The following is a 21,267-nucleotide window of genomic DNA, read 5'->3' on the forward strand; positions in this document are numbered from 1 at the left end:
CCCATGGCCTACAAGGCGCCTGTCCGCGACCTGTCCTTCGTCCTGCACGACGTGCTGCAGGTCGAGAATTTCGGCAATCTGCTGCCCGACGCCGACCTGTCGCGCGACCTGATCGACCAGATCGTCGAGGAAGGCGGCAAGTTCGCCGAAGAGGTCATCGCCCCGATCAACCGCACCGGCGATCAGGAAGGCTGTCACATCCAGGGCGACGTGGTGACGACGCCCAAGGGCTGGAAGGAAGCCTATCACCAGATGGTCGAGGCGGGCTGGCCCTCGCTGGGCTTCAGCACCGAGTTCGGCGGTCAGGGGATGCCCTCGGTCGTGTCGAGCGCGGTGGGCCAGTTCACCGCCGCCGCCAGCGCCGCCTTCTCCATGTACCCGGGCCTGACCAGCGGCGCCTTCCACGGCATCGAGGCCAGCGCCTCGGACGAGATCAAGCAGAAGTACCTGCCGAAGATGGCGTCGGGCGAATGGACCGGCACCATGAACCTGACCGAGCCGCAGTGCGGCACCGATCTGGGCATGGTCCGCACCAAGGCGGTTCCGAACGGCGACGGCTCCTATTCGATCACCGGCCAAAAGATCTGGATCTCGGCGGGCGAGCACGACTTCGCCGACAACATCATCCACACGGTGCTGGCCCGAGTCGAAGGCGCGGTTCCGGGCATCAAGGGCCTGTCCCTCTTCGTGGTGCCGAAGTTCCTGGTGAATGAGGACGGGTCGCTGGGCGAGCGCAACGGCGTGTCCTGCGCGGGCCTGGAACACAAGATGGGCATCCACGGCAACGCCACCTGCGTCATGGCCTATGAGAACGCCAAGGGCTGGCTGATCGGCGAAGAAGGCCGCGGCATGAACAACATGTTCGTGGTCATGAACGAGGCCCGCCTGGGCACCGGCCTGCAAGGCCTGGCCATCGGCGACGCCGCCTATCAGGCCGCCGTCGAGTTCGCCAACGACCGCCTGCAGGGCCGCAGCCTGACCGGACCGAAGAACCCGGACGGCCCGGCCGACCCGATCATGGTCCACCCGGACGTGCGCCGCATGCTGCTGGAAGCCAAGGCCTTCGTCGAAGGCGGCCGCGCCTTCATCCTGTGGACTGCGCTGCAGGCCGACCTGCAGAAGGCCGCCGATGAAGCCGTCGCCACCAAGGCCAAGGACTACATGGGCCTGATCACGCCCGTGCTGAAGGCCTATCTGACCGACAAGGGCTTCCACGTCGCCTCTCTGGCGATGCAGGTCCACGGCGGTTCGGGCTACACCGAGCACTTCCCGGCCTCGCAGTATCTGCGCGATGCGCGGATCACCATGATCTATGAGGGCACCAACGGCATTCAGGCGCTGGATCTGGTCGGCCGCAAGCTGCCCGCCAACGGCGGCCGCGCCATCATGAGCTGGTTCGCCGACATCGACGCCTTCGTCGGCGAGAACGGCGACGACGAGGCGATCAAGCCCTTCGTCGACGGCCTGGCCGACGCCAAGAAGAAGCTGCAGGAGGCCACCATGTGGCTGATGCAGAACGGCATGGCCAACCCGGACAATGCGGCGGCCGCCTCGACCGACTATCTGCATATCTTCGGCCTGACGGCCTACGCCTTCCTGTGGGCGCAGATGGCCAAGGCGGCGCAAGAGAAGATCGCGGCCGGGGACGCCGATCCCTACTACGCCAACAAGCTGATGACCGGCCGCTACTTCGTTGAGCGCATCCTGCCCGACGCCGGGGCGCACCTGAAGAAGCTGAAGTCCGGCGCCGAGGTGCTGATGCAAATGCCCGCAGAGGCGTTCTGATCCGCTTCTGATCCAGGGGCCTCTCTCGCCGCAGCGGGGGAGGCCCTTTCTTTATCGCAGAAGGGCGGCGCAGACCGCCCGCGTCAGCAGGAAACAACCCTATGAACGTCCTAGGCAGCCCCGACCCCGACTTCATGCGCGAAGAGGAGATCGTCCTCTTCTCCGACTCCGTCGCCAAGTGGATCGACGAACACGCCCCGCCAGAGAAGTTCCAGCAGTGGATCGCCGCCTCCTCGGTGCCGCGCGGGCTGTGGAACGCGGCGGGCGAAGCGGGCCTGCTGGGCCTGTCGCTGCCGGAAGAGGACGGCGGCTTCGGCGGCGATTACCGGCACGAAGTCGTGCTGATGCGCCAGCTGGGCTGGAAGGGCGCGGACCACTTCGGCATCAGCCTGCACAACGCCATCGTCATGCCCTACATCTGGCACTACGGCACGGCCGAGCAGAAGGCGCGCTGGCTGCCGCGCCTGCAGTCGGGCGAACTGGTCGGCGCCATCGCCATGACCGAGCCGGGCGCCGGTTCCGACCTGCAGGGGGTCAAGACCACCGCCGTGAAGCAGGGCGACCACTATGTCCTGAACGGCTCCAAGACCTTCATCACCAACGGCCAGCTGGCCAACTTCATCATCGTCGTCGCCAAGACCGACCCGGCCGAGGGCGCCAAGGGCACCAGCCTGATCTGTCTCGAAACCGACGGCGCCGAGGGCTTTGAGCGCGGCCGCAACCTGCACAAGATCGGCATGGAGGCGAACGACACCTCCGAGCTGTTCTTCAACGATGTGAAGGTGCCGCTGGAGAACGTCATCGGCGACACCGAGGGACAGGGCTTCGTCCAGCTGATGCAGCAACTGCCGCAGGAGCGGCTGAACATCGCCGTTCAGGGCGTGGCCGCCGCCGAGCGCGGGCTGGAGGCGACGCTGGCCTACGTCAAGGAACGCAAGGCCTTCGGCAAGCGCGTCATCGACTTCCAGAACACCCAGTTCAAACTGGCCGAGATCAAGACCAAGCTGACCGTCGCCAAGGTCTTCGTCGATCACTGCATCGGCCTGCACCTGAAGGGCCAGCTGGACGCCGCCACGGCCTCCATGGCCAAATACTGGGTGACGGACATCCAGGGCGAGACCATCGACGAGATGCTGCAGCTCTTCGGCGGCTACGGCTATATGACCGAATATCCGATCGCCCAGCTGTACAAGGACGCCCGCGTCCAGCGCATCTACGGCGGCACGAACGAGATCATGAAGCTGCTGATCGCGCGGACGCTTTAAGGGCGCCGTGCGGCGCCCAAGGGAGATCAGGGACGGATGGCCGCCCATAGCGAAACGGACCTGTCAGAAGCGCTGCGCGCCGTCGAATCCCTGATCCCCAAATGCGAGAAGGCGGTCCTGAAGCTGGCTCCCGGCGCGGCGCAGCACACCCTTCTCGTCCGCCGCATCGCCGCCTTGAAAATCGCCCGCGAACTGATCGAGGAACGGCTGGACGCCACGCGCTGAGGCGTCCTATCGCAGCAGCAGCAGGGCGCCCGCGACCAGAGCGCCGGCGAGCACAATCGAAGCGGCGATCCACCGCCCGGCCGAGACGATCGACCGGGCGGTTTCCTTGTCCGACGCTGCGTTGACGACCAGGTCGGCCGTCAGGCGGCGCGAGGCGGCGCGGATCAGGCGGGGCAGGTCGTCGCTGGCCGCCGACAGGTCCAGCAGGGTGCCGATCAGGCGGTTGCGCAGGGCCTCGGGGCTGCGGCTGGAGAAGAGGGCGCGGCTCCAGGCGCCCTTCATCGTCTTGACCAGGTCGAAGTCGGGATCGACGCGCGACAGCACCCCCTCGATCGTCACCAGCGCCTTGAGGATCAGCACCAGATCGGGCGGGGCGGCCACCCGTTCCTGCCGCATCAGCCCCATCAGATCGGCGACGATGGCGGGCAGGTCGACCGCGCCCTGGCCGTGGCGGGCGATCAGCCGTTCGGCCCCGGCGGTCAGGCTGGTGCGCGAGACGTCCGTCCCCTCGGTCCAGTCGGCCAGCACCTCGGCCATGCGGGCGCCGTCGCCGGCGGCCAGCGACTGGACGAAGCTGATCAGTTCGGCGCGGCGGCGCGGGCTGACGGTCCCGACCATGCCGAAGTCCATCAGTCCCACCCGGTCGCCGGGCAGGCCACGCAGGTTGCCGGGGTGCGGATCGGCGTGGAAGCGGCCGTTGACCAGCACCATGTCCAGCACCGCCTCGGCGCCGACGCGGGCCAGCCGGTGCGGATCGACGCCCGCCGCCCTCAGCCGCGCCGCGTCCACGGGAGGGACGCCGTCGAGATAGTCCTGCACCAGCACGCTGTCGGTCGTGTGCCGCCAATAGACGGCCGGGATGACCACATCGCGGTTCCTGGCGAAGTCGGCGGCGAAGCGGTCGACGTTGCGGCCCTCGGTGGTGAAATCCAGCTCGTCCAGCATGGCCTCGGTCAGCTGGGCGATCAGGGCGCGCGGGCGATAGCGGGCGATCTCGGCGCTGGACTGTTCGGCGCGGCGGGCCAGTTCGGCGATCAGGCGCAGGTCGGCCTCGACGCGCGGTCGCACGCCGGGACGGCGGATCTTGACCACCACCTCGGTCCCGTCGTGCAGGACGGCGCGGTGCACCTGGGCGATGGAGGCGGCGGCCAGGGGCGCCGTGTCGAAACGGGCGAAGACCTGTTCCGGCGACCCGCCCAGCGCAGCCTCGACCTCGGGCCGCAGCGTCTCGAAATCGAGGGTGGGTCCGGCGCTCTGAAGCTGTTCGAACTCGGCGATCCAGTCGGCGGGCAGCAGGTCCGAGCGGGTGGACAGGATCTGGCCCAGCTTGACGAAGGTGGGGCCCAGCGCCTCCAGCGCCTGACGGGTGCGACGCGACAAAGGCTCCGGCCCGTCGGCATGGGTCTCGCCGCCGCCGAGGCCGAGGCGCAGCAGCACGGCCTCAAGCCCGAAGCGGGCGACGACGCCGGAAATCTCGGCCAGACGTTTTCGATCGCGCGCCGCTACGGCCAAGGTTGTGAACATGAGAGGCCAACGCAGGGCAGGCTCGCCGCGTTCCCCTCATACATCCGTTCTCAGGGATGCAAGGCAGGCTGTGAACGCTTGCTCCAGATCCAGCGCGCCCCGCTTCGGATCACAAGGCCCCACAAGCCCAGCACCGGCACGCCAAGGAATGGCGGCATCACCGCAGACAACGCCAGCCAATACACGCCCCATGTCAGATACCAGCTGATCGTCAACCCGCCAGCAAACATGCCCGGCATATCCGGAGCACATCTGACGCCGATGAAGAGGGCATCGTAAAAATAGCATCCCGCCGGTTCCGCTCCGCCGCGATAATAAGGTAGGGCGAACTGCGCATAGGTCCCGGCTGCGACAATTCCTATCATAGCGACCACTGCAAAAGGCCCCGCCCGGCGCTCCAGTTCTCGCAGCATTTCAAACGCCTCCAACGCATAACCATGACAGGCGAATGAGGGCGCGGCCATCCGCAAGACGGATTTCACCTGCATCGTGTCAGAGCGGGATGACGATCGTCTCCACCCTCGCTAAGTCTGTCGCATGATCCGTCTTCATGTTCAGGGCGACCTCGCCCCCGGCGCCGCCGTGGCGCCCACGCTCGACCAGTCGCGCTATCTGACGCAGGTGATGCGGTTGAAGGCGGGCGACGAGCTTCTGGTCTTCAACGGCCGCGACGGCGAGTGGCGCGTCAGCGTCGCCGAGGTGCTGAAGAAGGGCGTCGTCCTGCGCGCCGAAGAACAGATGCGGCCGCAGATCTACGGCCCCGATCTGGAGCTGCTCGTCGCCGTGGTGAAGAAGGCGCGCGTCGAGACCATCGTGGAGAAGGCCGCCGAACTGGGCGCCAAGCGGGTGCGGTTGGCGCTGACCCATCGCACCAACGCCGACCGCCTGCGGCTGGACCGGCTGGACGCCATCGCCGAGGAGGCCGCCGAGCAGACCGGACGCCTGGACGTCCCGGTCGTGGATGATCCGGTGAAGCTGGACGCCCTGCTGGACGGCTGGGAGGCGGGGCGTCGGCTGATGTTCTGCGACGAGACGGGCGGCGCGCCCGCCGTATCGGCGTTGACGCAGGCGGGCGACGGCAAGTGGGCCATTCTGATCGGGCCCGAAGGCGGCTTCTCGCCCGAGGAGGGCGAGCGGCTGCGGTCCCTGCCCTTCACCACCGCCGTCTCGCTGGGGCCGCGCATTCTGCGGGCCGACACCGCCGCCATCGCCGCCATGACCCTGTGGCAGGCGGCGGTCGGCGACTGGGATCGCTAGAAGTTTCCGCCGCCCCCCTTGAGCATGGCCGTCGGCTGGCCCATCTAGCCGCGACAGCAGAGGTTACAGATGTCCGACACGGCGCCCCTTTCCAGAGACCAGCTGATCCACGCCATGTCGAAGGGCGAGAAGCCCCGCGACCAGTGGCGCATCGGCGCCGAGCACGAGAAGTTCGGCTTCGACAAGTCGACCCTGCGTCGCCCCGCCTATGAGGGCGAGAACGGCATCCTAGCCATGCTGACGGGCCTGCAGCGCTTCGGCTGGTCGCCGGTCGAGGAAGCCGGCCGCGTCATCGCCCTGGAACGCAAGAACGCCGAGGGCTTCAGCGCCTCGATCAGTCTGGAGCCGGGCGGTCAGTTCGAACTCTCGGGCGCCCCGCTGAAGGACATCCACGACATCTGCAACGAGACCGGCCAGCACCTGATGGAGGTCAAGCAGGTCGCGGACCAGTTGAACCTGGGTTTCCTGGGCCTGGGCTTCGACCCGATGTGGCGGCGCGAGGACATCCCCGTCATGCCCAAGGGCCGCTATGACATCATGCGCGCCTACATGCCCAAGAAGGGCAAGCTGGGCCTGGACATGATGCTACGCACCTGCACCATCCAAGCGAACCTCGACTTCGATAGCGAAGCCGACATGGTGATGAAGTTCCGGACTTCGCTGGCGTTGCAGCCCATCGCCACGGCCCTGTTCGCCAACAGCCCCTTCACCGAAGGCAAGCCGAACGGCTTCCTGTCGGCGCGCGCCAACGTCTGGACCGACACCGACCCGGACCGCACGGGGATGCTGGACTTCGTGTTCGAGAACGGCTTCGGCTACGAACGCTACGCCGACTATGCGCTGGACGCGCCGATGTATTTCGCCAAGCGCGGCGAGACCTATGTCGACCTGTCGGGTCAGTCGTTCCGCGCCTTCATGGACGGCAAGCTGGACGCCCTGCCGGGCGACCGCGCCACGGCCAAGGACTGGGCCGACCACCTGACCACCCTCTTCCCCGAGGTGCGGCTGAAACAGTATCTGGAGATGCGCGGCGCCGACGGCGGGCCGTGGAGCCGCATCTGCGCCCTGCCCGCCCTGTGGGCCGGAATCCTGTATGACGCGCCGTCGCTCGCGGCGGCCTGGGATCTGTGCAAGGACTGGGACATCGCCGACCATGAGCGCCTGCGCCGCGACGTGACGCGGCTGGGCCTGAAGGCCGAGGTCAACGGGCGCAGCGTGCGCGACATCGCCGTCGACATGGTCAACATCGCCAAACAGGGCCTGAAGAACCGCGCCCGCTTCAGCGGCGGCATGGTGGACGAGCGCGGCTACATCACCGAACTGGAAGACATCGCCGACAGCGGCGTGACCTCAGCCGACCGCCTGCTGGAGCTCTACAACGGCGAATGGAGCGGCGACGTCAGCCGCGTCTATCGCGACATGGCCTACTGAAGCTCTCCTGAGACGCGAGCCGCAAGGCGCCCTTAACCGGCAGGCGCTAGGGTGAGGTCCAGCCCGCCTTCAGGACCGCGCCTCAGGACCGCCCATGCCCCTCACTCCGGCCGCCGCCCCTTCCTCGACGGGACAGCCGCAGCCGCCGCCTGACGCCGGAGTCGATCTGGCGACCTTCTTCGACGTGTCCCTGGACCTGCTGGTGATCCGCGACCTGGAGGGGCGGATCGTGCGGGTCAGCGCCTCCTGGGCCTCCATCCTGGGCTATCGACCCGAAGAGCTGGTCGGCCTGCCCATACTGACCCTGGTCCACCCCGACGACATGCCCGGCACCCTGGGCAGCGTGACCGAGGTCGAAACGCGCCGCCCCGGCGATCCGGTGCTGGGCCACGTCAACCGCTATCGCCACAAGGACGGCCGCTACGTTACCCTGGAATGGCGGGCGCAGAAGTTCGGCGACCGCATCTACGCCGTCGCCCGCGACGTGACGGCCAAGGTGGCCGCCGAGCGCGCCCTGGTCGAGGCCAAGGCGGCGGCCGAGGCCGCCAACCGCGCCAAGTCCGACTTCCTGGCCAATATGAGCCATGAAATCCGCACGCCGCTGAACGGGGTCATCGGCGTCATCGACGCCCTGGCGCGCACGCCGCTGTCGCCCCAGCAGGCCGAAATGGTCGAACTGGTCCGCAGTTCGAGCGTGACCCTGGAGCGGCTGGTCACGGACATCCTGGACGTGTCGCGCATCGAATCCGGGCGCATGACGCTGGAAACCCGCCCCTTCGACCTGAACGACGCCCTGATCCCCGCCATCGCCCCCCTGCGCGGCCTGGCCGAGGAGAAGGGGCTGACCTTCCGCCTTGAGCGCGCCGATGCGGCGTGCGGCGTCTTCAACGGCGACGTGGTGCGGGTTCGCCAGATCCTGGGCAATCTGCTGTCCAACGCCGTCAAATTCACCGCCCAGGGTCAGGTGTCGGTCCATGTCGATCTGCTGGACAGGGGCGACGGCGCCGTCCTGCTGACTCTGGAGGTGCGCGACACCGGCATCGGCTTCGGCGCCGATCACGCGGCGCAGTTGTTCCAGCGGTTCAGCCAGGCCGACGCCTCCATCACCCGGCGTTTCGGCGGGGCCGGGCTGGGCCTGTCCATCTGCCACGCCCTGACCGAGATGATGGGCGGACGCATCGAGGCCGAGTCGGCCCCGGGCGAAGGCAGCCGCTTCCAGGTCGAGCTGCCGCTGACGCGCATCGCCTCCCTGGCCCAGTTCGACGCGGCCTACGTCGAAGAGGCGGCGTCAGACGCGCCGCCTGCCGGCCCGCGCCCGCGCGTCCTGCTGGCCGAGGATCATCCGATCAATCAGCGGGTGGTGCAGTTGATCCTCGGCGACAGCGTCGAGCTGACCCTGGTCGAGAACGGCGAGCAGGCGGCGGCCGCCTTCGCCGCCGAACGGTTCGACCTGGTGCTGATGGACATGCAGATGCCGGTGATGGACGGGCTGAGCGCCACCCGCGCCCTGCGCGAGATCGAGGCCGCCGATCCGGCGCGTCCGCGCGCGCCGGTCATCATGCTGAGCGCCAACGCCATGATCGAGCATCAGGAACAGGCCGCCCATGCCGGCGCCGACCTGCACCTGGCCAAGCCCGTCACGGCCGAGGCCCTGACCGATGCGGTCCGCAGGACGCTGGCCGACCGCGCGGTCCAGCCCGGCTGACCTAGCCCAGCCAGCCGGCGATCATGGCTCTGAGCGGATTGGCCGGATCGGACAACAGCCGCGCCGTCATGGCCAGGGAGATGACCACCAACAGGGGGCGGATCAGGCGCGGCCCGAAACGCATGGCCGCGTGCGAGCCCATGCGCCCGCCGACGAACTGGCCCACCGCCATGATCCCGGCCAGAACCCAGACCACATGGCCCCCGACCGCCAGGACGACGATGCCGATGATGTTGCTCATCAGGTTCAGCGCCTTGGTGTGGGCCGTCGCCCGCGTCAGCCCCATGCCCAGCAGCATGACGAGACTGAGCGCGAAGAACGACCCCGTCCCCGGCCCGAAGAAGCCGTCGTAGAAGCCGATCCCGCCCGCCACGAAGGCGTAGGCCAGCGGCGTCAGCCGGGCGTGGGCGTCCTCGTCCGCCGCCTTGGGCCCGAGCAGGAAATAAAGCGCGATGCCGACCAGCAGCACGGGCAGCAGGATCATCAGCCACCGCGTGTCGACCAGCGTCACGGCGAAAGCGCCCAGCCCCGCCCCGATCGCCGTCAACAGCATCGGCCAGCGGATCAGCCGAAAGTCCACCCGTCCCTTGCGCCAGAAATTCCACAGGGCGCTGGCGGTGCCGACGCTGCCCTGAACCTTGTTGGTGGCGATGGCGGCGACCGGGTTCAGCCCGACCGACAACAGGGCCGGCAAGGAGATCAGCCCCCCGCCCCCGGCGATGGCGTCGATGAAGCCGGCGATCACCGACGCGACGCCCAACAGGGCGATGATCTCAGGCGTCAGGTCGAACACGCGCGCAGCACTCCGGTCAGGCTGGCGCTATAGCCCCGTGGGGGACGGATCGCCACGCTCTTGCGCGCAAACGAGGCTCAAGGCGTAGCGGTTTAGGACGCGGGTGCGGCCGCCCTGACCCGGCAGGCGTTGGCCACGCCATCGCGAATATCGCGATACCCGGCTCTCTGTGCGATTTCTGTCGCCCGCTCGCACTCATTGGCGGCGATCAGCTTGTCCAACTCATCCGCCAGCTGCCAGCGCTGATTGATCACCGCGGCCTCGTAGTTCAACCGGACGCGCTCGCGACGCATGTCATCGATAGCGCGGCGATCATCCATGTCTTGAAAGCGCCACATGGTAGGGTCCGCCTTATCCGGACTGGGATGGATGAACTGATGGTTGGACTGTGCTGGCGCCTGCTGGAATGCGGGCCGAACCTCCGCCTGACCGGCCAGCGCCGTGACGCCGTAGAATAGGACCGCCAACAACATGATCGACCTCCGTTTGTCGACCAACACTATGCATAGACCGCCGTAGAGGCCAAGCCATTGCGAGCGCCATAGCGGCTTTGCATAGCGCCATCGACGAAATCCTGCGATCAAGACCACCGTACAGGAGGCCTTCCCATGACAGGATCCATCCACATCGGCGTCGGCGGCTGGACCTTCGAGCCATGGCGCGGGGTTTTCTATCCCGAGGGGCTGGTGCAGAAGCGGGAGCTGGAGTTCGCCAGCCGGGCGCTGACCTCGATAGAGATCAACGGCACCTATTATTCGACCTTCAAGCCCGACAGCTGGGCGAAGTGGCGCGACGAGACGCCCGACGGCTTCGTCTTTTCGGTCAAGGCCAGCCGCTACTGCACCAATAGAAAGGTGCTGTCGGACGGCGCCGAGAGCTTCGAGCGGTTTCTGTCGCAGGGGCTGACGGTGCTGGGCGACAAGCTGGGGCCGATCAACTGGCAGTTCATGGGAACCAAGAAGTTCGATCCCGAGGACTTTGAAGGCTTCCTGAAGCTGTTGCCCAAGGAGAAGGACGGGGTGCGGTTGCGGCACGCGCTGGAAGTGCGCAACCCGACCTTCGCCACCGAACAGTTCTATGATCTGGCGCGCAAATACGGCGCGGCCGTCGTCTATGCGGTCGATGACGAGGAGCCGACCTGGCCGCAGATCGACGAGGCGACGACAGACTTTACCTACGCCCGGCTGATGTCCAGCCGCGAGGACGAGCCGACGGGCATGACCTCGGAAGAGCTGGACGCCGTGGCGAAACAGGCGCGCGGCTGGGCCGAGCGCGGCGACGTCTTCGCCTACTTCATCTCCGGAGCCAAGGTGCGGAACCCGGCGGCGGCCCAGGCGCTGATCGCCAAGCTGAAGGACTGACCGCCATGCCCATCGCCACGCGCGCCTTCGCCGCGACCGCCGCCGACCAGCCGCTGCGCCCCCACAGCTTCGAGCGCCGCGATCCCGGGCCGGACGACGTGGCGATCGAGATCAAATACTGCGGCGTCTGCCACTCGGACCTGCATGTGGTGAAGAACGACCTGGGCGGCACCCACTATCCCATCGTGCCGGGCCATGAGATCGCCGGGGTGGTGACGGCGGTCGGCGCGAACGTCGCCCGCTTCAAGCAAGGCGACCGCGTCGGCGTCGGCTGCATGGTCGACAGTTGCCGGACCTGTTCGGCCTGCCGCGAGGGGCTGGAGCAGTATTGCGAGCCGGGCATGACCCAGACCTACGGCTCGCGCGATCCGAAAGGCCAGGCGGTCGGCCAGACCATCACCCAAGGTGGTTATTCGGACAGGATCACCGTCGACCAGGCCTTCGTGCTGAAGATTCCCGACAGCCTGCCGCTGGATGCGGCGGCGCCGCTGCTGTGCGCGGGCGTGACCACCTGGTCGCCGCTGAAGACCTGGGGCGTGGGGCCGGGGTCGAAGGTGGCGGTGATCGGCCTGGGCGGGCTGGGCCATATGGCGGTTAAGCTGGCCGCCGCCCTGGGCGCCGAGGTGACGGTGCTGTCGACCTCGGACCGCAAGAAGGCCGACGCCGAGCGGATGGGCGCCCGGCATTTCCTGATCAACTCGGACGCCGAGGCCATGAAGGCGGCGGCCGAGCAGTTCGACCTGATCATCAACACCGTCTCGGCCACGCATGAGATCGCCAGCCACGTCAATCTGCTGGCGCGCGACGGGACCATGGTCATGCTGGGCCTGACGACGGAGGGGCTGCCGGTCTTCGCCATGCCCCTGCTGTGGCGGCGGCGGCGCATCGCCGGTTCGCTGATCGGCGGCATTCGCGAGACGCAGGAGATGCTCGACTTCTGCGGCGAACACGGGATCGTGTGTGAGATTGAGGTGATCGCCCCCGATCAGATCAACCAAGCTTATGAACGGATGGAGCGGTCGGACGTGCGCTACCGCTTCGTCATCGACATGGGCCGTATGGCCGCGACGGCGTAACCCCGTCTTCTCGTTCGCCGCCAGCCGCGCTAAGGCTGTCGGCAAGGGAGGCGGACGGCGTCGCGACCACGACGGCCGCCGCACAGGACAGGGAGACGTCATGACGCGTACCGCATTCGTCACCGGGGGCACCCGGGGCATCGGCAAGGCGATCGTTCAACGACTGAAAGAAGACGGGCTGCAGGTCGCAGCCGGTTATTCCGGCAACACCGAGGCCGCAGAGGCCACCGCCCGCGAACTGGGCGTCATGGTGGTGAAGGGCAACGTCGGCTCGTTCGAGGATTGCGAGCGGGCGGTCAGGGAGGTCGAGGCGCAGCTGGGCCCCATCGACGTCCTGGTGAACAACGCCGGCATCACGCGCGACGGCTTCTTCCACAAGATGAGCGCGGACCAGTGGTCCGACGTGATCCGCGTCAACATGGACAGCGTGTTCAACATGACGCGCCAGGTCATCAACGGCATGCGCGACCGGGGCTTCGGCCGCATCGTCAACATCTCCTCGATCAACGGCCAGAAGGGCCAGATCGGCCAGACCAACTATTCGGCCGCCAAGGCCGGGATGATCGGCTTCACCAAGGCGCTGGCGCTGGAGAACGCGCGCAAGGGCGTGACCGTCAACTGCATCGCGCCGGGCTATATCGACACCGAAATGGTCGGCGCCATGGACCAGAAGGTGCTGGACGCCATCGTGGCCCAGATCCCCGTCGGCCGCCTGGGCAAGGGCGAGGAGATCGCCGACATGGTGTCGTGGCTGTCGGGCGAGCGTGCCGGATATGTCACAGGCTGCACGCTCTCGCTCAACGGCGGGCAGTACCTGGTTGGATAAGCCGCGTTCGCCCAAAATCCGCCGTTCGCGCGTATCACCTCTGAAAACATGAGGACTGCGGTCGAAGTCGTGGCGGAGAAACCGCCTTTCTTCGCCGTCGCGACGCCCAGTGCAGCGACGGGCGCGGGCGTGCGCCTGCTTCAGGCCACAGGGCTGGCGCTGGCGTTCGCCTGTCTGGCGGGCGCGGTCGAGGCCGAGGCCCAGACCCGCTCGAACGTCCAGTCCGAACAGAGCCGCGTTATCCGCGACCAGTCGGTGATCCGCACCACTCCGCCGCCGGGGCGCTATGTCTCGGAAGCGGGCCAGACCTTCATCCTGGACCGGGCGGGGTCGCTGACCCTGCTGCGGTTCGAGCGCTCGACCGAGACCTGGGCCCTGCGCCCGTCCTCGGCGCCGCGCGGCGACACCATCTATCGCAACGATGCGGGCGATCAGGTGCTGCGCGTCACCACCGGCGGCGGCATCACCGTCTATACGACGCGCACGCCCGGCGGCTCGCCGGTCAGCCTGGCCGGGCCGCCCGTCAGCCTGGAGCCGCCCTCGCTCGGCCCGGTGCAGATGTTCAACCTGATGACCCGGCGCAGCAGCCTGGTGTCAGAGGCCATGGGCCGCCTGGTCCGCATCAACGTCTTCGGCGAGGAATCCGAGGCCCTGTGCATCGAGGCCCTGATCGTCACCACCGACGCCGTGGTCCGCATCGCCCGTTCGCCCAGCGCCCGCCCCTTCCTGGACCGGCTGCGCAGCATCACCGTAGTCGAAGGCCCGCGCGCGAGCGTGACCTATTCCAGCGGAGACCTGCGCGTCGTGGTCGATCCCCGGCGCGGCATCGCCGGCCGCCCTTCGTCCGCGCGCGTCATCCGGGCCGTCATCCCGCAGGACTGACGGTGGACCAAAGGTCCGACCCGCGCCATCTGCCCTTTCGCGCCCATTGGGCGTATGAGGGCCGCCATATTCACTATCAGAGAGGCTGATTTCACAGTGACCTCTTCCCTCACCGCCGTTTCCGCCGAGGACAAGGCCAAGACCCGCGCCATCGTTCCGGTGTCGATGAAGGGCTACGACGCCGACTTCCAGGCCTTCGCCGACGCCTTGGGCGCCTCCTTCGCCCGTTACGGCTTCGCCGTCATCGCCGACCACGGTCTGGACCAGGGTCTGATCGACGCCGCCGTGGCCGACGCCAAGGCCTTCTTCGCCCTGCCTGAAGACGTGAAGCGCCAGTATCACCAGGCCGGCACGGGCGGCGCGCGCGGCCTGACCCCCTTCGGCGTCGAGGCGGCCAAGGGCGCCAAGGCCGTGGACCTGAAGGAGTTCTGGCACACGGGCCGCGAGCTGCCGGAAGGCCATCCCTATCGCCAATACATGCGCGACAACGTCTGGCCGACCGAGGTGGCGGGCTTCCGCGAGCACGTCTACGGCCTGTTCGACGGCCTGGATGAACTGGGCCGCCGCATCCTCAAGGCCATCGCCCGCTATCTGAAGCTGGACGACGACTATTTCGAGGACAAGGTCCAACTGGGCAACAGCGTGCTGCGCCTGCTGCACTATCCGCCGATCCCGGCCGACGCCGAGGGCGTGCGCGCGGGCGCCCATGAGGACATCAACGTCATCACCCTGCTGCTGGGCGCCGAAGAGGCCGGGCTGCAGCTGAAGGACTCCGACGGCGAGTGGCTGGACATCGCCCCGCCGCCGGGCGCCCTGGTGGTCAACATCGGCGACATGCTGCAGCGGCTGGTCAACCACGTCCTGCCGTCGACGACGCACCGCGTGGTCAATCCGGCGCCCGAGCGTCGCGGCTTCGCCCGCTATTCGACGCCCTTCTTCCTGCACTTCAACCCGGACTTCCCGATCGAGACCCTGCCGTCGACGATCACGGCGGAGAACCCGGACCGCTATGCGGGCGAGACCATCCTGGCCGAGGACTTCCTGACCCAGCGCCTGAAGGAGATCCGCCTGATCTGACCGGGCGGTGCGGCTGAAAAGCACGAAGGGCCGACGGAGCGATCCGCCGGCCCTTTTGCTTGCCCCGCGTCTTCGTCAGCGGGCGATGCGCAGGCGGGTGATGTCGCGGCCGATGGCGCGGAAAGCTTCCTTCAGGTCGGTGCCGTCATCCGCCTGGAAAAAGTGCGTCTGTTCATTGGTCGCGCACTCGCGCATCACGTCCAAGGCGGTATCCACGACGCCCTCACGTCCCGTGGCGCTGCCCAGGTCAAAGCCGACAGTATAGACGACCACTCCCTTGGCCTGCATGGCCTGGCATAGGGCGACGGACTGGGCGAAGGGGTCTCCGTTGGACGAGTTCAGGTCAATATGACTGTCCAACCCGCCGCTGCCGGTTCCGGCGTCAAGAGCGATGACCCCATCCCTGAAGGGCGTGTTGAACTCGCCGTCAGTCATCAGAATGGCGACCTTCAGTGTATCGCTGGGAGCGTAAGCGCCTGGCTGGCCTTCACCACTGAACAGGGAAGCGAAGTCAGGCGAGAGCGCATACCAAGCCCAGGCGATGCCGATCTGGCCCGCCGTCGAACCGCCGGCGCTCATCTGATCAATCTTGCTCTTGAGCGAACTGGCGCTGGTGGAAAGGGCGGACAATTCCGCCGAAGGACAAGAGTTCGAAGACGATAGGTAACTGCGCCCCACATAGGCTGTCGACGGACGAGCATCCGTATACCGCTCCACACCGACCCGTTCGCTGACACAGGTGCTGGAAGCGTGGACGTTGACGTACCCATCCGCCGTAGGGAAAACCCGCCATTCGCTGCCGTCGCGACCGTTCATGAGCTTGCCGCCGCTGCTATAGGTCACGCCGCCCTTGGACGCGCCAGCCAAGCCCAGGCTGCGTGTCGTGTCCAGAACAACCTGGGAACCGCTGACGCTGGCGACGCGATAACCACCGTCGTTCAACTGCGCGAGCCCGCCCATGTTCGTCAGGCGCACATAATCATCTGCCGCAAGGCCGTGACCAGACGCCGTCAACACCAGACCGCAATCCGAACGCGCGCATTTGGCGACATAAGCCGTGTTCGACATACTGCTGGAGGAACTGACATAGCTGGACGCATTGCCCCACCTGTCCAGTGAACGCAGTCGGAACTGGCTGCTGGAAACGCGCACGACCTCATAGGGCACGCCATTCAGACCCGTTATCCTAGCGACGTTCCAAAGCACAACGCGATCACCGTTAGAAAAGCCGTGGCTGCTGGCGTTGACGGTCAAGGGCGAGCCCCCGGAAATGCTCGAGATCGTCTTCACAGAGCCCGTCAACCATGTGGCCCCCGAAATGTTGTGGGTGGTCGTGTCCAACGGACCGCGCGCACTAATCGCTGAAGAACCGACGTTGACGCCTGCAGCATAGGGAATCAGAGCGACCTTTGAATAAAAAGGCGTCTGCTGATCCTGCACCACGATGTCGACCAATTCCTTGGCCGCAGCCTGCAAATCTTCAAGCTTGGAGGTCGGTGGACAGTTGCGGCTGCAGTTGTCCATCGATCCGGTAATGTCCAGCGCCATCGCCACCTCGACGTTGCGCGAGGCGCGCAGGACTTCGGAGCGGCTGCTGACCGGCAAGAAGTCATCCAGCAGCTTGCCGTAGGGCGGCAGGACGACGTTGGCGACCAGGACCTTGACGTTCACCGTCGCCTCGCCGGTGACGCGGTTGTTGAGCAGGACGAAGTTGGCCGTGTCGCTCGAGGCCTCGCCGAAATAGCTCGGCATATTGGCCTTGAGCGCCGCCAGGCCGACCTTGTTGATGTTGACGTCGTCGGTGAAGGTCGAGCGGGCGGCGGCCAGGGCGGCGGCGTCCAGCGCGTCCTGAAGTTGGGCCTTCACCTTGGAGGCCTGGTGGATGTCGATGGCGCCCAGGGTGATCATCAGCAGCACCGGCAGGGCCATGGCGAACATCATCGCCACATTGCCCTGGGTCTGGCGCAGGAAGCGCGAGGCCAGGCTCTTCAGCCCGGCGGCCGCGCGGGCGCGTTTCAGTCGGTCCATCGTCTTGCCAAACCCCGGCTGCCTCGGCGCGGACGCACGGGTCCGCAGTCGATCCCAGGCTGACACGGTTCCGTTAAGGCTTGGCCCCACGCTCACGGTTAACGACAGGTTGCGAAACGGCCGGCTTCAGCGGCGGTCGACGCAGGCGTCCAGCCCCTGTTCGCGCACCGTGCCCATGGCCGCCTGAATGCGGGCGGCGCGTCGACGGACATAGGGACCGGGCGATCCCGCGTTGTAGCGGCGCGGGCTGGGCAGAATGGCGGCCAGGCGAGCGGCCTCGCGCGCCGTCAGCTTGTCCGCGCTCTTGTCGAACCAGTGGCGCGAGGCGGCCTCGGCGCCATAGACGCCCGGCGCCCATTCGGCGACGTTCAGATACATCTCCATGATCCGCCGCTTGCCCCAGCCGATCTCGATCAGGCCGGTGTAGCCCGCCTCCAGACCCTTGCGGACCCAGTCGCGGCCCGGCCACAGGAAGACGTTCTTGGCGGTCTGCTGGCTGATGGTGGAGCCGCCGCGGACCTTGCCCGAGCCGCGTTGTTCGGCGCGTTCATTGGCCTCCAGCGCCTTCTGGATCGCCTCGACGTCGAAACCGTGGTGCTGGCAGAAGCGGGCGTCCTCGGCGGCGATCACCGCCTCGACCAGACGCGGCGAGATGCGGTCCAGCGAGCGCCAGCGATAGTCCATGCCGTGCCCGGCCGCCGCCTGCTTGACCATCAGGATCGTCGCCAGCGGCGGCAGGAAGCGATGCACCGCCACCCCGGCCAGCGGGAACAGGGCCAGGATCACAAGCAGGGTCAGAAGCGGGCGGCGCTTCCGGTGTTTCGTGCGGGTCATGAGACCATTGTGGCGCAGGACGGTTGAGAAATCACGGCGACGCTTAACATCCGCTTCGTCTCCCTTCCCCCATCGAGGGGGAGGGTTCGAGAACTACAGCGACACCACGCCCGCCTGCCCGTCCTCGTCGGCCCAGGCGATGCGAGCGGCGCCGGAACTCATGGCCAGGGCGGTGATGGGCGCGCCCTTGTCCTGCTTGACGAACTGCAGGCCGCGCCCGGCCGGGTCGGCCCACCAGACGCGCCCGTCCTCCAGCCCGGCCGCCAGACGACCGTGGGCGGGGGCGGCGGCGACCTGGGCGATCAGGGTCGTCTCGTCATAGCCGATCTCGGTCGCCTCGCGGCCCATCGGCCCGTTGGAGCCGACGAAGGGCCACAGCACCACGCCCTGCGCGCCCGAGGTGGCCAGAAGCTGCCCCTTGGCCATGAAGGCGAAGCTCTTGATCTTGGACGGATAGCCCCCCATCCGCATGTTCTTCTGATCCTTCAGGCGCCAGCCATGCAGCTGGTTGTCCTGCATGGAGGTGACGACATAGGCGCCGTCGGTCGAGAAGCCGACCGCCAGATGCGACCCGGCCCAGGCCAGCTTCGTCGGCTGCTGCTGCTCGATGCGGGCGTACCACAGCCAGGCGCCGCCATAGGTCGAGGCGGCGATGCGGCGACCCTTGGGGTCGAAGGCCACGCCCGAGACGGTGCGCTCGTGCTGGAAGTCGCGGCGGAAGTGCGGGTCTTTGACGTCCAGCACGCTCAGCGCGCGGCCCGAGGAGAAGGCGATCAGCCCGGACTCGGCCGAGGCGGCCACGGCGTCGATCCATTGGCCCTTGGTCTGGGCCAGCAGGACGGCCTCGCCCTCGCGGCTCCAGACCAGTTTGCCGTCGTCGCCGCCGGTGACGATCCCCTCGCCCGAGGGGTGGACGCAGGCGCATAGCACGGCGCCGTCATGGACCTCGCTGCGGGCGCCGCTCTCGAACCGCACCGAGCCGTCGCCCAGGGCGAAGATCGCGCCCGTCTTGTCGAACAGGGCGGCGGTGACCTGGGCGTCGAAAGAGAAGGTCGTCATGTCGGCTCACGCAGGGCGAAGGAGAAGTCGGATGCGCCTCATAACCTCCCCCGTCGCGTCTGTCGCGTGGCGGGTCTATGAGGGAGCCATGACCCTGCTGCTCATTCCCGGCTTCATGGCCGATGCGACCCTGTGGGACGCCATGACCGACGATCTGGCCCCGTTCGGGCCGCTGGTCGCCACCGACCTCAGCCGGGGCGAGGATATCGAGCGCATGGCGGCGGCCGTCCTGAGCGATGCGCCGGAGCGGTTCGTCGCCGTGGGCTTTTCCATGGGCAGCTATGTGGCGCGGGAGCTGGCGCGGATCGCGCCGGAGCGGGTGGAGGCCCTGATCCTGATCGCCACCTCGGCGCGCGGGGATACCGAGGAGCTGATCCGCCAGCGGCGCTCGTCGTTGAAGGCGCCGCCGAGGGCCTTCAAGGGGTTGAGCCGTCCGGCCATCGTCTCGTCCCTGCATCCTGATCTGGCGGACGACGAGACGATGATCGCGCAGGTGCGGGACATGGGGCTGAGGCTGGGCGGCGAGGTGTTTCACCGCCAGTCGGCGATGGCGCGTGCGGGCGATCTGGACCGGCTGGGAGAGATCGTTCAGCCGACGCTGATCGTGGCGGCGGGCGCCGATCGCCTGCGGATGCGCGAGGAGGCGGAGGAGCTCCACCGCGGGATTTCCGGCTCGACGCTGAAGACGGTGGAGCACAGCGGCCACATGATCCCGCTGGAACAGCCGAAGGCGCTGGCGCGAGTGATGACATCGTGGCTGAAAACCCTCTCCTGATAGGAGAGGGTCAGCAACCTATTTGTGCGTCTCGACCCAGCGTTGGGTCATCAGTTCGCCCGAGGCGTAGGCCTCCTGAAGCTCGACGCTCCAATAGTTGAGCGCCTCCAGCGGGATCGGCGCGCCCGAGACGGCGCAGCGGACGTGGTCGCCGTGCTGCACGATCTCGAACTCGGGCGTGCCGTAGATCAGCTTGGCTTCGGTGCGCGGGCGGGGCGGCGGGTTCATGCGGCGCAGGCCTCGAACCCGGCCTTCAGGGCGGCTTCGTCCAGGTCGCGGCCGATGAAGACAGCGCGGCTCCAGCGGCGCTCCTTGTCGCCCCACGGCTTCTGAAGGTCGCCTTCGAGGATCATGTGCACGGCCTGGAAGACCAGGCGGCGGTCCTCGCCCTGAACGTCGATGATGCCCTTGGCGCGCAGGATGTTCTGACCCTGCTCGCCCAGCAGCTTGTCCAGCCAGGCGGTGAATTTGGCGCCGTTCAGCGGACGGTCCAGCGTCAGGGAAATCCCCTTGATGTCGTCCTCATGGGCGTGGCCGCGCGGGCCGTGTGCATGATCGTGGTCGTGATCGTGATGCTCATGGCCGCAGTGTTCGTCGTGAACGTGATCCTCGGCATGGTCATGCCCGTGGCCGCAGTGCTCGTCGTGGACGTGGCCCTCGGCGCCGTGGGGCGGGTTCACGAAGTCCGGCTTGACCTCGAGGATGCGGTCCAGGTCGAAGGCGTGCAGGCCCAGCACCTGATCCAGCGGCACGTTGGAGCGCTCGGCGCGGACGATGGGGGCCAGGGGGTTCAGCGCCCGCAGGCGGGCCTCGACGGCGGCCAGAGCGGCCTCGTCCACCAGGTCGATCTTGTTCAGGATGATGCGATCGGCGAAGGCCACCTGCTCGCGGGCTTCCTTGGAGTCGTCCAGACGCGCCATGACGTGCTTGGCGTCGACCAGGGCGGTGACGCTGTCCAGCTGGGTCTTGGCCTTGACCTCGTCGTCGACGAAGAAGGTCTGGGCCACCGGGCCGGGGTCGGCCAGACCCGTGGTCTCGACGATGATGGCGTCGAAGGCGGGCTTGCCCGGGCGCTGGCGCTTCATCAGGCCGTTGACCACGCGGATCAGGTCGCCGCGCACCGTGCAGCAGACGCAGCCGTTGTTCATCTCGAACACGTCCTCGTCGGCGCCGACCACCAGGTCGTTGTCGATGCCGATCTCGCCGAACTCATTGACGATGACGGCGTAGCGCTTGCCGTGGTCCTCGGTGAGGATGCGGTTCAGCAGGGTGGTCTTGCCGGCGCCGAGGTAGCCGGTGAGGACGGTCACGGGAGTCTTCTGGGTCATGGCTCGCTAGATGGCGGCTGATGGCCGCCTTGGGAA

21 protein-coding genes are annotated in these 21,267 nt (G+C 67.4%); 12 read left to right on the forward strand and 9 right to left on the reverse strand.

The window, feature by feature from the left end:
• The first annotated feature begins 3 nt into the window (after positions 1-3).
• The 3 genes from FGL25_RS13245 to FGL25_RS13255 all read left to right on the forward strand — a co-directional run bounded on the left by FGL25_RS13245 (position 4) and on the right by FGL25_RS13255 (position 3,275).
• On the forward strand, positions 4-1,785 hold the full coding sequence (locus FGL25_RS13245) for an acyl-CoA dehydrogenase C-terminal domain-containing protein (protein ID WP_138141947.1): 1,782 nt from the start codon (positions 4-6) through the stop codon (positions 1,783-1,785).
• A gap of 101 nt (positions 1,786-1,886) precedes the next feature.
• Positions 1,887-3,050, forward strand: coding sequence for an acyl-CoA dehydrogenase family protein (locus tag FGL25_RS13250; RefSeq protein WP_003163903.1), 1,164 nt, complete (start codon positions 1,887-1,889; stop codon positions 3,048-3,050).
• A gap of 36 nt (positions 3,051-3,086) precedes the next feature.
• The gene (locus FGL25_RS13255; RefSeq protein ID WP_138141948.1) at positions 3,087-3,275 is read left to right on the forward strand and encodes a hypothetical protein; all 189 of its coding nucleotides are present in this window, start codon (positions 3,087-3,089) and stop codon (positions 3,273-3,275) included.
• A 6-nt stretch (positions 3,276-3,281) separates the two neighbouring features.
• Here the strand turns inward: FGL25_RS13255 and FGL25_RS13260 are convergent, their stop codons facing one another.
• Both FGL25_RS13260 and FGL25_RS13265 read right to left on the reverse strand, forming a co-directional pair.
• On the reverse strand, positions 3,282-4,799 hold the full coding sequence (locus FGL25_RS13260) for an ABC1 kinase family protein (RefSeq protein ID WP_138141949.1): 1,518 nt from the start codon (positions 4,797-4,799) through the stop codon (positions 3,282-3,284).
• A gap of 50 nt (positions 4,800-4,849) precedes the next feature.
• Positions 4,850-5,287 (reverse strand): hypothetical protein, encoded by a 438-nt coding sequence (locus tag FGL25_RS13265; protein ID WP_138141950.1) that lies wholly within the window; start codon positions 5,285-5,287, stop codon positions 4,850-4,852.
• Positions 5,288-5,336: 49 nt separating this feature from the next.
• Here FGL25_RS13265 and FGL25_RS13270 point away from each other — a divergent pair, with 49 nt between their 5' ends.
• The 3 genes from FGL25_RS13270 to FGL25_RS13280 all read left to right on the forward strand — a co-directional run bounded on the left by FGL25_RS13270 (position 5,337) and on the right by FGL25_RS13280 (position 9,192).
• Positions 5,337-6,056, forward strand: a complete 720-nt coding sequence (locus FGL25_RS13270) for a 16S rRNA (uracil(1498)-N(3))-methyltransferase (RefSeq protein WP_138141951.1) — start codon at positions 5,337-5,339, stop codon at positions 6,054-6,056.
• A 69-nt stretch (positions 6,057-6,125) separates the two neighbouring features.
• Positions 6,126-7,487, forward strand: a complete 1,362-nt coding sequence (locus FGL25_RS13275) for a glutamate--cysteine ligase (RefSeq protein WP_138141952.1) — start codon at positions 6,126-6,128, stop codon at positions 7,485-7,487.
• A 94-nt stretch (positions 7,488-7,581) separates the two neighbouring features.
• Positions 7,582-9,192: an ATP-binding protein gene (locus FGL25_RS13280; RefSeq protein ID WP_138141953.1), complete on the forward strand. Its 1,611-nt coding sequence runs from the start codon at positions 7,582-7,584 to the stop codon at positions 9,190-9,192.
• A 1-nt stretch (position 9,193) separates the two neighbouring features.
• Here FGL25_RS13280 and FGL25_RS13285 read toward each other — a convergent pair whose 3' ends face one another.
• Both FGL25_RS13285 and FGL25_RS13290 read right to left on the reverse strand, forming a co-directional pair.
• Positions 9,194-9,985, reverse strand: a complete 792-nt coding sequence (locus FGL25_RS13285) for a TSUP family transporter (RefSeq protein ID WP_138141954.1) — start codon at positions 9,983-9,985, stop codon at positions 9,194-9,196.
• A 92-nt stretch (positions 9,986-10,077) separates the two neighbouring features.
• Positions 10,078-10,458: a hypothetical protein gene (locus FGL25_RS13290; RefSeq protein WP_128719483.1), complete on the reverse strand. Its 381-nt coding sequence runs from the start codon at positions 10,456-10,458 to the stop codon at positions 10,078-10,080.
• 135 nt (positions 10,459-10,593) lie between these two features.
• On the opposite strand from FGL25_RS13290, the gene FGL25_RS13295 reads away from it, so the two are divergent.
• The 5 genes from FGL25_RS13295 to FGL25_RS13315 all read left to right on the forward strand — a co-directional run bounded on the left by FGL25_RS13295 (position 10,594) and on the right by FGL25_RS13315 (position 15,207).
• Complete coding sequence (locus FGL25_RS13295; RefSeq protein ID WP_138141955.1) at positions 10,594-11,346, forward strand: DUF72 domain-containing protein; 753 nt, start codon at positions 10,594-10,596, stop codon at positions 11,344-11,346.
• A gap of 5 nt (positions 11,347-11,351) precedes the next feature.
• Positions 11,352-12,422, forward strand: coding sequence for an NAD(P)-dependent alcohol dehydrogenase (locus FGL25_RS13300; protein WP_138141956.1), 1,071 nt, complete (start codon positions 11,352-11,354; stop codon positions 12,420-12,422).
• A gap of 100 nt (positions 12,423-12,522) precedes the next feature.
• A complete protein-coding gene (gene phbB, locus FGL25_RS13305) occupies positions 12,523-13,248 on the forward strand; it encodes an acetoacetyl-CoA reductase (RefSeq protein ID WP_003163916.1) in 726 nt (241 codons plus the stop codon).
• A gap of 48 nt (positions 13,249-13,296) precedes the next feature.
• Entirely contained in the window at positions 13,297-14,130 is an 834-nt protein-coding gene (locus FGL25_RS13310) for a DUF4908 domain-containing protein (RefSeq protein ID WP_138141957.1), read from the forward strand.
• A 54-nt stretch (positions 14,131-14,184) separates the two neighbouring features.
• A complete protein-coding gene (locus FGL25_RS13315) occupies positions 14,185-15,207 on the forward strand; it encodes an isopenicillin N synthase family dioxygenase (RefSeq protein WP_138141958.1) in 1,023 nt (340 codons plus the stop codon).
• A 75-nt stretch (positions 15,208-15,282) separates the two neighbouring features.
• On the opposite strand, the gene FGL25_RS13320 is transcribed toward FGL25_RS13315, so the two are convergent.
• The 3 genes from FGL25_RS13320 to FGL25_RS13330 all read right to left on the reverse strand — a co-directional run bounded on the left by FGL25_RS13320 (position 15,283) and on the right by FGL25_RS13330 (position 19,128).
• Entirely contained in the window at positions 15,283-17,235 is a 1,953-nt protein-coding gene (locus FGL25_RS13320) for a TadE/TadG family type IV pilus assembly protein (protein WP_138141959.1), read from the reverse strand.
• 126 nt (positions 17,236-17,361) lie between these two features.
• Entirely contained in the window at positions 17,362-18,069 is a 708-nt protein-coding gene (mtgA, locus tag FGL25_RS13325) for a monofunctional biosynthetic peptidoglycan transglycosylase (protein WP_138141960.1), read from the reverse strand.
• Between the two features lie 93 nt (positions 18,070-18,162).
• Positions 18,163-19,128 (reverse strand): WD40 repeat domain-containing protein, encoded by a 966-nt coding sequence (locus tag FGL25_RS13330; protein WP_128719476.1) that lies wholly within the window; start codon positions 19,126-19,128, stop codon positions 18,163-18,165.
• Positions 19,129-19,216: 88 nt separating this feature from the next.
• Here FGL25_RS13330 and FGL25_RS13335 point away from each other — a divergent pair, with 88 nt between their 5' ends.
• On the forward strand, positions 19,217-19,903 hold the full coding sequence (locus FGL25_RS13335; protein WP_138141961.1) for an alpha/beta fold hydrolase: 687 nt from the start codon (positions 19,217-19,219) through the stop codon (positions 19,901-19,903).
• Positions 19,904-19,921: 18 nt separating this feature from the next.
• On the opposite strand, the gene FGL25_RS13340 is transcribed toward FGL25_RS13335, so the two are convergent.
• Positions 19,922-20,131, reverse strand: a complete 210-nt coding sequence (locus tag FGL25_RS13340) for a DUF2093 domain-containing protein (protein ID WP_003163923.1) — start codon at positions 20,129-20,131, stop codon at positions 19,922-19,924.
• Positions 20,128-21,231, reverse strand: a complete 1,104-nt coding sequence (locus tag FGL25_RS13345) for a CobW family GTP-binding protein (protein WP_128719474.1) — start codon at positions 21,229-21,231, stop codon at positions 20,128-20,130. Before FGL25_RS13345 ends, FGL25_RS13340 begins: the two co-directional genes overlap by 4 nt.
• Positions 21,232-21,267 lie beyond the last annotated feature (36 nt).

Source organism: Brevundimonas vancanneytii (assembly GCF_901421975.1).
In the GTDB taxonomy this organism is placed as follows: domain Bacteria; phylum Pseudomonadota; class Alphaproteobacteria; order Caulobacterales; family Caulobacteraceae; genus Brevundimonas; species Brevundimonas diminuta.

Bases quoted from the DNA above. Each gene is read 5' to 3' on its own strand.
- FGL25_RS13330 (WP_128719476.1), bottom strand. From the start codon at position 19,128: ATGACGACCTTCTCTTTCGACGCCCAGGTCACCGCCGCCCTGTTCGAC.
- FGL25_RS13320 (WP_138141959.1), bottom strand. From the start codon at position 17,235: ATGGACCGACTGAAACGCGCCCGCGCGGCCGCCGGGCTGAAGAGCCTG.
- FGL25_RS13265 (WP_138141950.1), bottom strand. From the start codon at position 5,287: ATGCAGGTGAAATCCGTCTTGCGGATGGCCGCGCCCTCATTCGCCTGT.
- FGL25_RS13295 (WP_138141955.1), top strand. From the start codon at position 10,594: ATGACAGGATCCATCCACATCGGCGTCGGCGGCTGGACCTTCGAGCCA.
- FGL25_RS13280 (WP_138141953.1), top strand. From the start codon at position 7,582: ATGCCCCTCACTCCGGCCGCCGCCCCTTCCTCGACGGGACAGCCGCAG.
- FGL25_RS13260 (WP_138141949.1), bottom strand. From the start codon at position 4,799: ATGTTCACAACCTTGGCCGTAGCGGCGCGCGATCGAAAACGTCTGGCC.
- phbB (WP_003163916.1), top strand. From the start codon at position 12,523: ATGACGCGTACCGCATTCGTCACCGGGGGCACCCGGGGCATCGGCAAG.
- FGL25_RS13340 (WP_003163923.1), bottom strand. From the start codon at position 20,131: ATGAACCCGCCGCCCCGCCCGCGCACCGAAGCCAAGCTGATCTACGGC.
- FGL25_RS13310 (WP_138141957.1), top strand. From the start codon at position 13,297: ATGAGGACTGCGGTCGAAGTCGTGGCGGAGAAACCGCCTTTCTTCGCC.
- FGL25_RS13255 (WP_138141948.1), top strand. From the start codon at position 3,087: ATGGCCGCCCATAGCGAAACGGACCTGTCAGAAGCGCTGCGCGCCGTC.
- FGL25_RS13300 (WP_138141956.1), top strand. From the start codon at position 11,352: ATGCCCATCGCCACGCGCGCCTTCGCCGCGACCGCCGCCGACCAGCCG.
- FGL25_RS13275 (WP_138141952.1), top strand. From the start codon at position 6,126: ATGTCCGACACGGCGCCCCTTTCCAGAGACCAGCTGATCCACGCCATG.
- FGL25_RS13290 (WP_128719483.1), bottom strand. From the start codon at position 10,458: ATGTTGTTGGCGGTCCTATTCTACGGCGTCACGGCGCTGGCCGGTCAG.
- mtgA (WP_138141960.1), bottom strand. From the start codon at position 18,069: ATGACCCGCACGAAACACCGGAAGCGCCGCCCGCTTCTGACCCTGCTT.
- FGL25_RS13270 (WP_138141951.1), top strand. From the start codon at position 5,337: ATGATCCGTCTTCATGTTCAGGGCGACCTCGCCCCCGGCGCCGCCGTG.
- FGL25_RS13335 (WP_138141961.1), top strand. From the start codon at position 19,217: ATGACCCTGCTGCTCATTCCCGGCTTCATGGCCGATGCGACCCTGTGG.
- FGL25_RS13315 (WP_138141958.1), top strand. From the start codon at position 14,185: ATGAGGGCCGCCATATTCACTATCAGAGAGGCTGATTTCACAGTGACC.
- FGL25_RS13250 (WP_003163903.1), top strand. From the start codon at position 1,887: ATGAACGTCCTAGGCAGCCCCGACCCCGACTTCATGCGCGAAGAGGAG.
- FGL25_RS13245 (WP_138141947.1), top strand. From the start codon at position 4: ATGGCCTACAAGGCGCCTGTCCGCGACCTGTCCTTCGTCCTGCACGAC.
- FGL25_RS13345 (WP_128719474.1), bottom strand. From the start codon at position 21,231: ATGACCCAGAAGACTCCCGTGACCGTCCTCACCGGCTACCTCGGCGCC.